Source organism: Virgibacillus sp. LDC1 (assembly GCF_025792345.1).
GTDB lineage: Bacteria > Bacillota > Bacilli > Paenibacillales > Paenibacillaceae > Paenibacillus_AQ > Paenibacillus_AQ lautus.
In genome coordinates, this window is the sequence record NZ_JAOXLZ010000001.1 from 2,451,834 (window position 1) to 2,467,190 (window position 15,357).

General features: G+C 51.5%; 9 protein-coding genes. 1 reads left to right on the forward strand and 8 read right to left on the reverse strand.

The window, feature by feature from the left end; all coding sequences use genetic code 11:
- Positions 1 to 5 precede the first annotated feature (5 nt).
- The 3 genes from OHJ21_RS10900 to OHJ21_RS10910 all read right to left on the reverse strand — a co-directional run bounded on the left by OHJ21_RS10900 (position 6) and on the right by OHJ21_RS10910 (position 5,702).
- Positions 6 to 1,634 carry an extracellular solute-binding protein gene (locus OHJ21_RS10900; RefSeq protein ID WP_486020037.1) on the reverse strand — a complete coding sequence of 543 codons (1,629 nt, stop codon included), beginning with the start codon at positions 1,632 to 1,634 and terminating at the stop codon, positions 6 to 8.
- 447 nt (positions 1,635 to 2,081) lie between these two features.
- A complete protein-coding gene (locus tag OHJ21_RS10905; protein WP_486020038.1) occupies positions 2,082 to 4,334 on the reverse strand; it encodes a helix-turn-helix domain-containing protein in 2,253 nt (750 codons plus the stop codon).
- Positions 4,335 to 4,661: 327 nt separating this feature from the next.
- Positions 4,662 to 5,702, reverse strand: coding sequence for a Gfo/Idh/MocA family protein (locus OHJ21_RS10910; protein WP_486020039.1), 1,041 nt, complete (start codon positions 5,700 to 5,702; stop codon positions 4,662 to 4,664).
- A gap of 191 nt (positions 5,703 to 5,893) precedes the next feature.
- Between OHJ21_RS10910 and OHJ21_RS10915 the strand changes: the two genes are divergently transcribed.
- Complete coding sequence (locus tag OHJ21_RS10915; protein WP_486020040.1) at positions 5,894 to 6,781, forward strand: helix-turn-helix transcriptional regulator; 888 nt, start codon at positions 5,894 to 5,896, stop codon at positions 6,779 to 6,781.
- Positions 6,782 to 6,954: 173 nt separating this feature from the next.
- Here OHJ21_RS10915 and OHJ21_RS10920 read toward each other — a convergent pair whose 3' ends face one another.
- From OHJ21_RS10920 to OHJ21_RS10940, 5 genes are read right to left on the reverse strand one after another with little or no spacing between them, the layout of a single operon-like run.
- Positions 6,955 to 9,324 carry a DUF4962 domain-containing protein gene (locus OHJ21_RS10920; RefSeq protein ID WP_486020041.1) on the reverse strand — a complete coding sequence of 790 codons (2,370 nt, stop codon included), beginning with the start codon at positions 9,322 to 9,324 and terminating at the stop codon, positions 6,955 to 6,957.
- On the reverse strand, positions 9,321 to 11,564 hold the full coding sequence (locus OHJ21_RS10925) for a heparinase II/III domain-containing protein (protein ID WP_486020042.1): 2,244 nt from the start codon (positions 11,562 to 11,564) through the stop codon (positions 9,321 to 9,323). Before OHJ21_RS10925 ends, OHJ21_RS10920 begins: the two co-directional genes overlap by 4 nt.
- On the reverse strand, positions 11,561 to 12,328 hold the full coding sequence (locus OHJ21_RS10930) for an SDR family NAD(P)-dependent oxidoreductase (protein WP_486020043.1): 768 nt from the start codon (positions 12,326 to 12,328) through the stop codon (positions 11,561 to 11,563). Before OHJ21_RS10930 ends, OHJ21_RS10925 begins: the two co-directional genes overlap by 4 nt.
- Before the next feature lie 15 nt (positions 12,329 to 12,343).
- Positions 12,344 to 14,215, reverse strand: coding sequence for a cache domain-containing sensor histidine kinase (locus OHJ21_RS10935; protein WP_100537664.1), 1,872 nt, complete (start codon positions 14,213 to 14,215; stop codon positions 12,344 to 12,346).
- A complete protein-coding gene (locus OHJ21_RS10940) occupies positions 14,212 to 15,261 on the reverse strand; it encodes a response regulator transcription factor (RefSeq protein WP_100537665.1) in 1,050 nt (349 codons plus the stop codon). The genes OHJ21_RS10935 and OHJ21_RS10940 overlap by 4 nt, the downstream gene beginning before the upstream one ends.
- Positions 15,262 to 15,357: the final 96 nt, after the last annotated feature.

Sequence of the window (15,357 nt, forward strand, 5' to 3'; positions counted from 1 at the left end):
TGCCTCTATTCGGATTGCATTTCCTGATAAACCTTGGTCCGCTCATCAAGAATCGCTTGGCCGCCGCTGACCATATAATCCTTCATGGTAGCTTCGAACACTTTCTCGAAGTCTTCCGGTTTCGCCATCGCCGTCTTGACGATCATCTCTTCATATTTAGCTTGGAGGTTCGTGCCGTATTTCGCCTCAGCTTCGATCGGTCGGTCAAAGTTGACCGGCTTAAACGTATCCGTTGCCGCAATCTCAACGGCCTTGCGGTGCAGATCCTGGAACTTCTCCGGGAAGTTGGTCGTCAGCTTCTCTCGGTTCTGTGCCTCGTCACCTACAAAGTTGCCGTTAGCGATAATGGCAATGTCGCCGGAGTTGTAAAGACGATCAATCACATCTTGAGGAGCGTCGGTCTTCATGACGGGAATGCCGTCCACCATTTCATAGTTTTCGCCTTCCACGCCGTTTTGCAGAGCCAGCAGATTGTCAGGATCCGCCATCCAGTTCAGGTATTTAATCGCTTCTACAGCATGGCTGCTTGTTTTCGGAATCATGATATACATGCCGTTTGGCGCATATTCAGGTTTCGCGCGCTTGCCTTCGGAGTTGGTGAATGGATCGATCGGTTCCAGTTTGGCATCCGGCTGGTTTTTCAGCAGCGTATCATAGGTTCCGTCCGCGTAGTACAAGTTCGGATAATCCTCTGTCAGGAAGCCAGTGAGACCATTAGTTACATCCTGGGTCAACTGCTTCTTGTCTTCGTCCAAACTGAAGTCACGGCTGATCAGCCCCTCATTATACAGCTTGTTGAAGAATTGAAGCGCATCCTTGAAGCCGGGAAGCAGGGTCGGATAGTCATTGGCCCCGAGCTTTTGGAGCTGCGTGTACTTCTGTTCTTCCGTGGTCGGCTGGATAAAGGACCAGATTAACGGATCGTATTGAGCCGGTTCGATTGTCATGCCAAAAGGAATGACCTTGCCACCGGTTTCGCCCGGATCCTTTTCTTTAAAAGCTTTCAAGACCTCGTACAGCTCATCCGTGGTTTGTGGCACGTCCATGCCGAGCTTCTCTAACCAGTCGGTACGAATAAAGGAAGAATACTTACCCAGGAAAGCCCGCTTGCCAGGAACGGCAAACTGTTTGCCCATGTACTGGCCGTAACTCATCGCGTCCTCATCGAGAAATTCCTTCAGGTTCGGACCGTGCTCGTTGATCAGATCGGTTAGTTCCGTCAATCCGCCCTGCTCCGCGTAGCGATTGAAGGTCGGGGTATCGTACGTAAAAACGATATCCGGCACGTTGCCGCCGCTGGCCATCAGAACGTTCAGCTTCTTGATTTCCTCCGAACGGGGTACCGGTACGAATTCCATTTTAATGTTGTTAGGAGTTCCAAAGTTGTCCTGGATGTATCTCGTTAGGTAGCTGTCGGTTATGGTGTATGGCTTCGGTGTATTGCCGCGGTCAAAAATTTCAACCTTCAGCGTGACCTGCTTGCCGTCATTAGAGCCGGCATCTCCGCTTCCGCTTGAGGTATTGGTGCTGCTGCCCGAGTCTGATGAACAACCGGATAATACGACCGTTCCGGCCAACAGCATGACGAGCGAGAGCTTTGCGAGCTTGCCCCATTTTTTCTTGCTTGCCGCCATAGTTACATCCCCTTTTCTTATTTGGATAATTGCCCTGACGTTCGCGCCGTTCTTTTAATTGAATATATCCTGCGGCTGCATCCCTGCGCTGCTTTGGGATCCATTCATGTAAGCGCTTAACCTCTTGGGTGTCCTCAGTATGCCTCAGAGGCCCGGGAATGACAATAAACCAAATTCCAATCGACAGAACCCGCATGGTTACAAGGTTCCTCCGTTTAGCAATGACTATTTTCGTATCATAAACTGTTTTCACACGACCGCCTTAAAGCCTTGCTGCATGCATGGTTTGATCCTTACGTGGAATATCTCGCCAGATGATGTCCTGGTTTGAAACATGCCGTAATTTTGCGGAAATACGAAACGGGTGCTGCTCCTAGTCGGAAATCTCTGCACCCGCTTCTTGATAAACTATAGTCATAAACTGCTTTCGCAATCCGAGCCGCTGATTTAAGATCCCGGCTCCATACCAGAAGACGGCTTCATCTTCAGCTTGCGGTAATCTCCCGGCGTCACACCGGCCGTCCGTTTGAACACCCGCCCGAACGTTATGGCGTTTGCATACCCGATTTTCTCCGCAATCTCCTGTATGGAGAACTCGGTCTCCGCCAGAAGCTCCTCCGCCCGCTTCATCCGCAGCTGAACCAGGAAATCAACGAACTTCATATCGTATTCCATCTTAAACAGATAGCTTGCGTATTTGCCGGAAATCTGAAAACGGTCGCTAAGATGCTTCAGGGACAAATCCGGATCTTCAAAATGCTCTTCGATATAGTGCTTCATCTCGCTGATCATGGCCCGGTAGCTTTTGGTTTCGCTAAGCGCAACGTAAGTACGGTAAGTTTCCGTTAACTGATCGCCGATCCTGCTCTGCAGCTCCTCCAGGGTCGCTGCTCCCGCCAGCATATGGTCTTTGCTCTCCGAAAGCTGATTCCGCAGCTCGCCGGATAACACCCCAACCTCCCGGGACAGCAGCTGAAGCATGCTGTTGACCAGAGAACGGATGATATCATCCTTCAGCCGCTCCTCCTTGAACGAAACGAACATATCCTGCAGACGGGTTCTCCAGCCATCGTTATTTAAGCGAAAGTCCTTGACCAGCTCTGAAATTTCCGTCAGATAAGGAAGCAGGTGACTTAAATCCTCCTTGGACAGCTCATCGCCAACCAGGACGCCATGATCCCCCATCACCAGTCTATGGCCGAGCGCCTCCGAGGCGGAGCGGTACGAGGCCCCGACCTCATGAAGCCCGGTGACCGTGCTGCCTAGCCCGAAGCTCAAAGGCAGGCGAAGCTTGTCCTCAACCCAGCCGCGGCATTCCTCGGCAGCATGAATCAGGGCCGGACGAGTCTCATCTTTTACCTCCGGCAGCGCGATCAGAATACCGACGCGGCTGCCGGAGATCCATTCGAGCCAACTGTTGAAGCCGGCATTACGTGAAAGCTCCTGGAACACGTTCATCAAGGCAAACTTCAACACGTTCTGGTCCCGAGCGGTATGAACATCCTGAAAGCCGCTGTAATCATTGATTTCACCGAGCATCATAACGTAGCCCTCCAGTTGCTCCGGCAGGGTCATCGGGGTCAGCTCGCTCATCCGGGATTGCAGCTCCTCTTCGTGCTTCTGCCCGCCGATCAGGTCCATAAACAGCTGACTGCGCTGAAGCTGGAGATTCTCGTCCTGCTTTTTGTCATAATCCATGGACCTGTTGATCAGGCTTTCAAGCGCGCTGTCGATCACGGATAATTCATCCTTGGCCGCCTGCGGCATGTTCAGCTGAATGGATTCTATGCGGTTCATTATGGCTTTGATCGGCTGATAATTCCGCCTGCTAATATAAATGATGTAAATAACGGCAAGCACCACAGTCACGAAGCCGATAACGACCCAGATATAGGATACGACGGACACCCAGGCATAGAGCTGGCCCGCACGGAGACCGCTTTCAAAAGTCCAGCCCAGCTGTTCCGATTGCAGCGTTGTCAGCACCTTGCCTTCTTTGGCCCGGTTATCCTCTCCCGTCTGGGATGCTTCAAAGATCAGCTCCCCGCTGGAATCCAGAATATTCAAAAAGGAAACGCTGTCATTTATCATCGGATTAATCATCTGCTCCAACCGGTACATGCTGACGTTTATCACCAGCAGCCCCTGGCTTCCGAAGGGAAGCGGCAAATTTTTGTACATGGAGATGACCTGCTTCGGTTCGTTCTCCCCGAGACCCGTCATGGAGCGTACGGCCGACCAGCCCCGATAATCGTGGTCCTTCACGGCGTGCTCGATAAATGAACGGTCCGGGAACGACGAGAGGGAGCTCTGTCCGCTGGTGGTCAACACGGACTGATCCGAATGACGGTACAAATAGACCGATTCAATCATGTCGCTGTCCGTTTGCAGCACGCGAAGTCGTTTCACCAGCGAGTACATCAGATTTTGGTCGGATGACGGGGTACTGAACAGATAGCTTGAGTATAGGGAACTCGTCTCCACTTCGTTCAGCACGTTCATCTCAATGGCATGGATGGAGCGGTCCAGGTCTTCCATAATAAACCTTGTGGAAATCCCGTTTGCTTTGGCTGCCTCTTCGCGTGAGGCCTCATTAAACATGATGAAAGAAAGAAACACGATGATTGTAATGGTAATAAGGAAAATGGGAAAATAGGAAAGAAGCAGCTTGCGGTACCAGTTTTGCTGCAAAGAGGTCATTCCTTTCTCTTCCAGGTTAAGCGTTTTACTTATGCTTGTGCTATATTGTAGCACGGCTTTGTCCCTCTCTGGAAGAGGGGTGTCTTCGAAGGAAGGACCACTGGAATGATACCTTTTTCATTCTTCCTGCTTCATGGATCATTCGCACCGAAAAGGCAGGTACAGTCTAATCTTCTCTACACGGTACTTAAAACAAAAAAAGCCGCGAATCCGCGGCTTCATTTACCCTATTTGCTTTCGTCCCCAACTACACCTGCAAGAGCAGGCTACCGTCCAGCCAAGACCAAAGTTGTATCAAAATGTCGAAAGATTACTCACTCGTTCCCTTCAACCCTTCATGAACTCCGATATCAAGACTTTCCGTCCCGTCTTGGCACTCTCCAATGCAGCCAGCACCATCGCCATGCTGAAGACGTTGTCGCTGCAATCCGTCTCCGGCTTGATGCCGGCTCCGAGAGCATGAAACATATTTTCCAGGCAGCCGTGATGTCCGGTCTTCTCCATTTCGGGCAGCGTCCCTTCAATCCGTTCATACTTCCGGATAAAGTTTCCTGATTGATCCCCTTCCGCCACGATCTCCGCATAAATATCATCGTGGCCGTCCCAGATCGCAGTCCCTTTCTCTCCCGTTACGCGCCATGCGGCCTCCCAGGAGGTCTGGGCGCCCTCGGCGCACCAGGAACCGCGGTAATTGAACACGGAGCCGTCCGTCATTTCATAGATGCATATCGCCATCGCGTTTCCGGCATACCAGGAACCCGGCGGGTTAAACTCCTGACAGTACACGGATACCGGATCGGCTCCGCTGATCATTCGGGCTTGATCGAAGGTGTGAATGGCCATGTCAAGCAGCAGGGGACTGTCCATCAGGTCCCGAAACCCGCCAAAATGGGCGCCAAGGAAAAAATCCGCTCCTATGAACCCGGGCTTTCCAATCACTCCACTTTCAATCAAATCCTTGTATGCCCGAATTCGCGGATCAAATCGGCGGTTTTGCATGACGGCATGGGTTCTGCCTGCCGACCCTGCGAGCCTCACAATATCCAGGCATTCCGTCATCGATTCCGCTAACGGTTTTTCGCTGAATACATGACACCCGTGCTTAAGCGCTGCCTTGCTAATCCCATAGTGGCTGGCGGGAATGGTCACATCAAATACGATATTCGCTTCGCTTGAAGTAAGAGCCTCCGTAATATTGGTATATGTGGGACAAGAAAGTCCATGCCGATCGGCAAATGCCTTTGCAAATTTCTCCTGGATATCCACGAGGCCCACGATTTCAACGTCCTCTCGCCCTTTCGCATATTCCGCCCATGTATTCGCCATACTGCCGCATCCTGCTATCACAACTTTATATGTCGTGGTCATACTCGCTAACTCCCCCTGAATACGTCATAATGTTGTAAACCGCTTACAATAATACATCCTAAACTGTTGTCATCATTCCAATATTGGCTTAATGTAAATGAAGCAACTTCATTATAATGGCGAAACTCAACAATTTCTCTATACAACCTTGTGCATTACCACTCTTATCTTGCGGTCCGAGGTGAATTCACATGTCCAATCCAAGAGAGCTTCATGAAAATACGAGACTTGACTATAAAGCCTATCCTGTGCAGGTATTTAATAACTTCTGCTCCCATGCCAAATCGAAAGACTGTATCCTGTATCTCCACTGGCATGAACACTTTGAGATCATTAGCATGCGCCAAGGGCACGCGGTATTCCATATTGATACAACTCCGTATGACGTAAAGGCTGGAGAAATGATCATCATCCCCGGCGGCAGCCTGCACGTGGGATATGCCCTTGAAGATGGCGACGTGCGTTTTGATTGTGTCGTGGTGAATGCATCCCTCTTTAACGATTTCCTTCATGATCCGATTCATGCGCGTTATGTCGCTCCCTATATGGAAGGCCGGCTCCGTTTCCCCGTCAAGCCTGCCGAGAGCCAACCAGCTGGCGCAGACTGCTATCCGCTGCTGGATGAAGTCATTGATGAGCTTGTTGCCCGCCGTCCGGCCTATGAGCTCATTGCCAAGTCCAAGCTGTACACGCTGTTCGTTCTGCTGGCACGTACATTTATGCCCACACCGTTCACGGAGAAGTCGGCCGAGCCGTATTTTGCGAATCGGGATCGTTATAAAAAACTCATTCAGCACATCGAGAGCAACATCGGTGAGAAATTGTCGGTAGAGACCGCCGCTGCAGAGGTCGGTTTGAATCCGTTTCATTTTTGTAAAATGTTCAAGCGTTTAACGGGCCGCACGTTCGTGGATTACGTCAACCTGACCCGGATGAATGAAGCGGAGAAGCTGCTCCGTGAACGGTCGTTGACCATCACGGAGATTGCCGGCATCGTCGGCTGCAGCAACCCGAATTATTTTACCAAGCTGTACAAACAGTACAAGAGCATGACGCCTTCTCAGGCTAGGCAGTTATAGATCCGGGTTCCAGAACACTCCTTAGCGAACGATCTGCGGCCATGACCTGTACGAAAACGCCAGCTGAATCATAAGCATGGTGACGAATATGCAAAAAAAGACTCCACATACAGCAGCTTTCGCTGAAGTTGAGTCTTTTTGTGAATTCTGGTTCGAATCAGCGCCTCTAAGACCTAATATGCCTTAGGCACTTCGACCTTTCTTGTGTTCCCGTCTTCATTGGTGAAATAGATATGAACCCCATGGTCCTGATCGTCCAGAAAATACGAGACGTATTTACTCTCCTGTGCCTTCATGGGAACCAGGAGAGTCGCGATGCGATGGCTTGTGGCTGATTTCGTTTCAGCATGCAGATGCCACTGGTTATCCAGCCCTTCAATCTCTTCGGGATCGACGTCAGTGAATTGATTATGCTGATTCAGCGATAGATCGCCTGATGAGCAGTACACGAATCGCCCTTCCATTTCCGCTTTGCTGCCCATCACCCGAAACGTCTGCCCGGACAGCTTCATCCGGTTCAGGGTATGAAACAGCCATTCGATGCTGGCTGGCTTGGCAAGATCCACCGTATCCACGATGACAAAATAAGATTCGTCAAAAAAATAGATCTCGCGCACATACCGCTCCAGATAAGGGACATTCTCCCGATAGGCCTGCGTAGCGTTCATACGGGCGTACCCATAACCCGATGACGCAGCTGCTTGCTCGACCTTTCCGCTGGCTTGGATGCAAAGCACCTTATCTTTTCCCGCATACTGACCATGGCCATCAATGAGAATATTGTTCGTGGAACGCGTCTGCCTGCGCCAATTCATATGCATCGTGCTTCCAAAAGCGATGTAATATCCACTTTCAATTGCGAGAGGTTCACCATACGCGTGCAGCAGGAATCCGTTCTGGTCACCGTGACTGTGGCTCATGGAGCCGTAACGGCTGCTCTTTGCAAGCAGCATAATGTGCTCATCCGGATCATCCATGCGGTGATGCATCGCCACCCAGTCAATATCGCGGAACCATTTGACGGATTGGATGGTTCCATCCTTTGGTTCCGAGACGTTATCTAAAGAAAACGGAACGGTAAGTGAAGGAGAAACAGCTTCCACCTGAGGGTAATCATGCCGATACAGCATATCGTCAAAACGGAAATCCCACCAGCCGTAATTGTAGAACTTGGAGTCGGCGTCCGTATCCGCCTTGGCTACTTGTTCATAATACCACTGATATAATCCATTCCCTGTAATGCCTGCAAACTGGCGAATATTAAAAGCCGTCTTCAGACTGACGGGTTCGCCGAGATAGGACTGGTCCCCGAAGCTGGCCCGGATCGTATCCGGACTGCTGCAGTAGAGTGGGAAATCGCCCGTGCGCCCAAAGAACGGCCGTCGAAAGAAATCAATGGCTACGTAGTTGCGAATGAGATTGAGCGCATCGATCACAAATGCCATGCCCGTTGTCCAGTAGAGCGGCCCTTCGGCCCAGCCCCCATCTTCTCCGCCCCAAGGCGAATAGAGGCAGGCGTAGTATTCCAAGGTGTAATCCAGCCATGTCTGTGCCTCACCCTTTTCATGAAGCATGGCAATACAGGCCGGAACAAGAACGGAGGACAACGAACGAACAGCATGGCTGTCATAAGGGACATGATGGATTTTCGAGCGCTCCATCACATGGAAGGCCACCTGCTCCGTACGTCGCAGAAGAGCTCCCCTGACGAGATGAATCTCCTCTGCGCTGAGGTAATCGTGGAGCCAGTCATATCCCCATGCAAGTGCACCCACCATCCGAAATGCGGCTTCATCGTTATAATCTCTGGACGTTGTACCTTCCGTATCCCACCGGGCCGCGTGGAGCAGCCACGTCTTCGCTTTGGCTATCAAAACATCATCCTGCAAAATGACCCCTGCCACGCTTAAGTGCCGGATAACATACAGCGTTTCTTGGCAATCCATGTACATTTTTCTCCACAGCTTGGCGACACGCTTATTGCCAGGATAACGTTCCGGTTCCGGAATTAACGGCTTATCCAGCCACGGAAGGACCGATTTCTCGTAAAAAGCGCGCCAGCCGCAGTAATTTTCATCCTTTCGGAGACATTCCCGGAACGCTTCAATTCCCTCTTCGTCCAGCCATAACCGCGGATGACCGGTATGCGTGCTTTCGTACCGCTCCCCTCTGCCAGGCAGGGGAGTTTCGGGCAGCCCCCCCGGGACATGAAACATCCGGGATTGGCTCCATGAAGAACGGTTATGGTCCAAGTCTGGCGTATCCTCCACTGGCTCCCCGGTCAGCAAGGCATATCGCCAATAATAAGTACCCGGCTCCAGCGGTTGCTCCGGCGTGTATAAGTTATAGGGAATCGGCGATATCGTCGTTGTCGCTTCCGTTTCATACGAGGGCGAGGTCGAAATTTGCAGCATATAACGATCGTTCTCCAGCTGTCCCGGCATCCAGGTGAAACGGGGAGGATTCTCAAGCAGCTTACTCTCTTCATCCGGTTGATATGGCACGGACAACAATCCGCTTTTCGGTTCAAACAAGGTTTTCATCGAGTACCCCTCTCCTCCAACCCGTTGTTGGTCATCGTGAAGCTTCTTGCGGTCCTTCCATCGGACAGGCTGAGCCAATCCCCATCCTCTGAGCGCGTCCATCCCATGGTGATCGGCTCATCGCCGGCACGATAGACGGCAATGAAGCGGGCTTTCGAATCCAATCGGTGAAGCCGGATTCCTTCCATGAGGCGGCTGGGATCGTCAGCAAGCCCAGGTGACTCTACCTGTGAGCATTCCATCCCCTCGAAGGCGATAAATGAGATTACCGCCAGCGGCCCTAATGCATTGGCAATGTGGAGATTGAATTGCAAGCCATCCTGGGACAAGACGCAGGTGCACCTCTCTTTTACATATGCGTATCCGTCTTCGTTTCCAAGATCCGTTTTAACGTGGCCTTGATCAGTATTTGGAAGTCCGCTCAGCTGCCCCATGCCAACGTAATGGAACCACCAATCCACGGCTTCCGGTTCATCCAATTCCACTTCAAACCAATCCAGCAGCCAATCTTCCGTCAATATCAAATGCCGGTCCAGAATGGCTTGATCGTAGGCCTCATCGGCCCGAACCCAAATATAGGAACGGTTTGAAGCGGATTCATACCGCATGCATATGCCTTCTGCCGGATTCTGGGAACGGCCTCCTACCGAGACGGTATTGTGGCAGGCTGTATGGGGATACCACTCCTTCTTCAGGATCGAACCGTACGGTACGGTTCCACGGTCTGGTGAAAGAGGCTGGTTCCCGACATGAATCATCAAATTCAGTTTATCGAAGTGACCATGTGATCCTCCATGAGGGCCAAAATCGACCAACGCATGAAGCCCATTCGAATGGTACGACTTTAACAGGGCGAATCCACTGTGAGGAAGAAAGACGGAAGGACTACACAGATCGGGCAAGTCGTTCTCGTTTCTGCCTTCGATGTGCCATGCTTCATTACCACCATGTTCATAACCTGCTTGTTTTACATGTTCTGCATCACCTGCTGGCCGGACTTCTCGTGTAACTCGGACTTCGATGATGTCCCCTACTTCCCATACTCCACCCGCTGTCTCCTTATGAGAACCCTTCGCCTCAGAAGCAGCCATTCCGTATCTCCCATCCCAATGGCCCATTCCGTATAGCAGAGCTTCCAGCATGCCAATCCGGCCGGCTTCTCCATTCAGTTCACGATATACATTGTCTAGCAATTGCTGATAGCTCTTGTCCCCATATACGGATAAACCGATTTCCGCTATTTCGGCAATTTCTCGCGCATACGGAGCCCTGCAATAAGGACCGTCGTGAAGTGCAGGCAGAAATCCGTTCTGGTCTGACAATCGAACCAGTACCTCCAGCATTCCCTGCATGGATTGGCCTTGCTCGCCTTTCAGGGAAAAAAGCTCTTCACCAACTCTGCCCCCCATTTCCGCAGCAATCAGGTAAGCACGGAGTACAAATACGTGGTAATACATGCTGCCTTCAAATTCAAGCTGATCCGGCCTGATGGCAATGCTGAGATGATGCCGCAGGCCGCCTTCCTTCACGACCAGCTGCCGCAGCTTCTCCGTTTCGCCTTGTACCGCGTAGATGCTGAACAGCGCGGCAATCAGCCAGGCGGTATAGTTGTTCTCTGGATTTCCACGCTCCCGGGTCAAAATATGATGATACTCCGTCATGCTGCTCTCCAGCATATACAGAAATTGATGAATCTTCCGGCGGTCAGCCTCGTCGAACGACACTTGCGCATCCTCCAGCAGCAGGTAGCCGCGAAGCAATGTCGTTGCCCAGATGGCCTCGGTCAAAGCCTGATGGAATGCGCGACCTTTCAGCATCCAGGGCTGGGCATCGGGATGTACAGGGTATAGCGGAAATTGCTCCGCATAGCGGACGATCAGCCTTTTTCCAAGATCGGCGTAGGCCTCCTCCCCCGTGCCTGCATAGACGGCGGCAGATTGCAGAGCATATCGGGCCATGGCCTGATGCTTGAATACCAACCATGCTCCCCGATACGGTTCTCCTTCCCATTCGCAGCCATGCGGACAACGAAAGCGGCTGCAGTCAGCTTCCAGCGGATCAAACACCAGTTCCGTATGATGTTCGGAACACACATATTGGTGCCACCAGCCGCCTGGGTCAACTGGAACATCCAGCCGCCGGTCGATGACTTGATCAAGCTCGGCCTTCAGGATATCGATTGTGCGTTCGCTCCAAGGATAGAATTTCGACTTCACGTTGACCTTCATCCAATCCCTCATCGCATGAACATACCGCCGTTAATTTCGATCGTCTCCCCCGTTAGATAAGAAGACAGCTCCGAGACGAGGAACAGAACGGAGCCAGCGACATCGTCCGGGGTGCCCTCTCGGCCGAGCGGAATGCCCTTGATCGTTGCTTTTCGCGCGTCATCCGGGGTAAAGGTGGCGTGAAACGCTGTTTGTCCGATAAAGCCTGGCGATACGGCGTTCACATTAATACCGCTTGCAGCAAGCTCCTTCGCCAGCCCCTTGGTAAAGCTCAGGACGGCAGCTTTGCTGGCTGCATAAATGCTTGCGCCCGGTCCGCCGCCGTTATGTGCCGCTACGGAGGTCATATTGACAATGCGACCTTGACCTGCGGCTTTCATACCCGGAATGACGGCTTTGCTCACGAATACCGTGCCTTTCATATTTACATCCATAACCTTGTTGTATAGCTCTTCGGTCATTTCCGCATTCGCCAGACGCTCAACCAAATGCCCAGCATTATTAACCAGAATCGTAACCGGGCCGCCGAATGCCTTCTCTACTTCGGCTGCGAGTGCCTCTGCCTGCTCCACATGCGTGACGTCTGCTTGAAATGCATAAGCCTCGCCGCCTAAACTTCGAATCTCCGCTACGGCTTCTTCGGCGGCTTCCCTGCTGTTTAGATAGTTCAGGGCAACCTTGGCCCCGCTTCTTGCCAGCCTCAATGCTACCGCACGACCGATCCCTCCACTCGAACCTGTGACTAAAGCGATGTTACCCGATAAGTTAATATGCATGTTGATCCCTCCTGATTAGGTTTGCAGCTGTTTCAGTCTGCTTTCTTGTTCACGCACTCTTTCCATTCGCGGCATCGTCATGACGATGCTTGTGCCTTGATCCGGCGAACTATGAACCGTTATCCCGTACTCTTCGCCGTAAACCATCTGAATTCGCCGATGGACATTCACGATGCCGATGCCACCCCTGCGCCGCGCATGCATCCCCTCTTCATCATCGACCAGGCGGTTTTCCTCGAGCCTTTTGCGCAGTTTATGAAGCTTATGGTCCGCTATGCCTGCCCCGTTGTCCTCGACGATAACCAGCAAGTTGTCCTGTTCGATTCTCGTGTCGATCCGAATGTAATGCCATGCTTCGATCCCTTCCGGAAAAGCATGCTGAAAAATATTTTCGACAATCGGCTGTAAGGAGAGCCTGACCATCTTCTCCAATAGGAGCTCGGGCGGCGTCGCCACCTCGATCTCGAAATCGCGCCCGATCCGATGCTTTAAGATCATCATGTAATGCCGCACATGGTTCAGCTCGTTGGCAATGGTGATTTCCTCCAGGTTGGTCTGAATGGAATATCGAAGCATGAAAGCCATGGCCTCCACCATGTCCGAGATCTCGTCGGAATCCTGAACGATCGCGTAACAATTGATCGTTTCCAGCGTGTTGTACAGAAAATGCGGATTGATCTGTAATTGGAGCGCCTGGAACTCTGCCCGCTGGCGCTCCAGCTGGATGTCCTGCAGCTCCAGCTGCGTTTTCTGATTGTGGAGCTCCGTGTCGTATACCTGCTCGATCATATCGGACAAGCGGCTGACCATGAGATTGTAGCTATGGATCAATCCGCCGATCTCGTCCTCCCGCGGCTTCACATCGGTGATATGCGTCCAGTTTCCCTTCTCCGTCTGCCTCATCCCGTTCTTCAGATTGCGGATCGGGTTCACGATCGATTTGCCGAATCTATAGGCAAGAATGAGCGCTATGATCAGCGTAACGAAGCCTACGATAATGGTGGTGGACCGAATCCCCGAAATCGGTGCCCGAAGCTCATCCAGCGGCATCATAATGACGAGGCTCCAGCCTGAATACTCGGACTGGCGCGAGATGATCATCGCTTTCTCGCCTAACACCGGTTCAATGAAGCGATGATCGCCTTTGGCGATAATGCGCTCCGGCAGGTCGGTTGAACTAATTCCGTCCATATCCACGTGCTCAGGGGCATAGACCACTTCACCTTCGCGATCCAGGATGAAGAAGAAGCCCTGCTCCCCGAGATCGACGCCGTTCCATAAACCCGACAGCTGATCTTCATTGAACTCAACCGCAAGCACGCCTTTCACGTCGTACGAGTTCATTCCCCGGATTTTGCGGGCAACCGTAATGACGTTGTCCCGATCCTGTTCCAGCAGGCTGGTCTTCAAAATGACAATCTCCCCGTTCCCCGGCGTCTTCTCCCTCAGTTCACGAAGACGGTCCGACGGATCGATCGACATGGCGGAGAAATTCTGATTCTGATCAAAAATCGACCGGCCATGAAACCCAAGAATGTACATCATATGGGTCTGGGTAGGGTATTGAATGAAGATCTTCTGAAAGACATCCTTTCGGATGAGATTGGTGAACCGGTAATGCTCATAGCTGTCGCTTGGGTCCATATCCAAAAATCGCTTCACCGAATCCTGGAGCAAAATCGTATTGCTGATTCGCTCAAACATCTTCAGCTGATTATCCGTTTGCCTTGCGGCGTTCGTGATGACGGTGGTCATATACTTCTCGACCTGTTCATCAATCGCTTCGGATGATTTGAGATAGAAGAATACGCCGACCGTAGATAGCGAGAACAATATGACGATAAAGAAGTACAAAAAGATTTGACGAGACAGGCTCTTGCGCATCATTCGATCCCCAGCAGCTCCCGGTATTCGGAAGGGGTATAGCCGGTGACCTTCTTAAAGGTTTTGGTAAAATGGGGATGATCCGCATACCCCACTTCGAACGAAATATCCGTTATTTTATAATGCGGAATGGCAAGGAGCTTCTTTGCCTTCTCCATTCGTTTCTTGATCCGATAGTGGACAAAGGTCTCGTCCGTCATCTGTTTGAACAGCTGACTGAAATACGACGGGTTGAGTCCGAGCATATCCGCAACCTCATCCAGTGAGAGATCGCGGGATAAGTTCCGCTCTATATAGGCTTTCGCTTCCTCTACAGGCTCCTTGGCATTTCCTTTCCTCTTGTCGCGTATGAGCTTTACCGTCTGATCCACGGCATGACGGAATCTCTCGAAATAATGATGGTTCCCTCCGGGTTCCGCCCCCGAGATACCTGTCATCCGCTCGAACGAATACACATCCCGGCCGTTTAGCTGCTTGATCAGTTTCGCGTACAGCTCATCGAGCAGCTCCTGAAGCTGAATCGATTCGAGCCTGCGCTCACTGCAATAATCCTCGATTTCTTGCAGCTTGTTCTGGATATCGTTCATTTGCAAATGCCATACGGCCAGCTCGAGCTGCTCCAGCCAATCCTCCAGCTTGGAGAGCGGAAAATAGAACCGCTGCTTCTCCTGCATGGACTTTCGATCCGCCATCAATTTATTCATGGTGTTATGTACCACCGATTTGGTCACGGGCTTGAGCAGATATTCCTTAACCCCATAGGACATGCATTTCTGGGCATATTCAAAATCGCCGTAACCGGAGATGACAACAACCGTGATATCGCCGTATGTTTCATATAGCTGCTTGCTTAGCTCCAGGCCGTCCATCTTGGGCATTTTGATATCCGTAAAAATAAAGTCCGGTCGTGTCGTCTGGATCGCTTCCAATGCTTCCATGCCGTTGCCGGCCGTTGCGGCTTGAATCATGGCCGGATCCGTCTGCGTGATCAGTTTCGCCAAGCCCATTCTTATCATAGGTTCATCATCAACGACCAGAATGCGGTACATCACCCATTCCCCTTTCAAGACAGCGAGAGTAGTTTAGCTTTAGCAAGATACTCCTCTGCCAGACAAGCAGAGGAGTCATTCTTCAACACTATACTA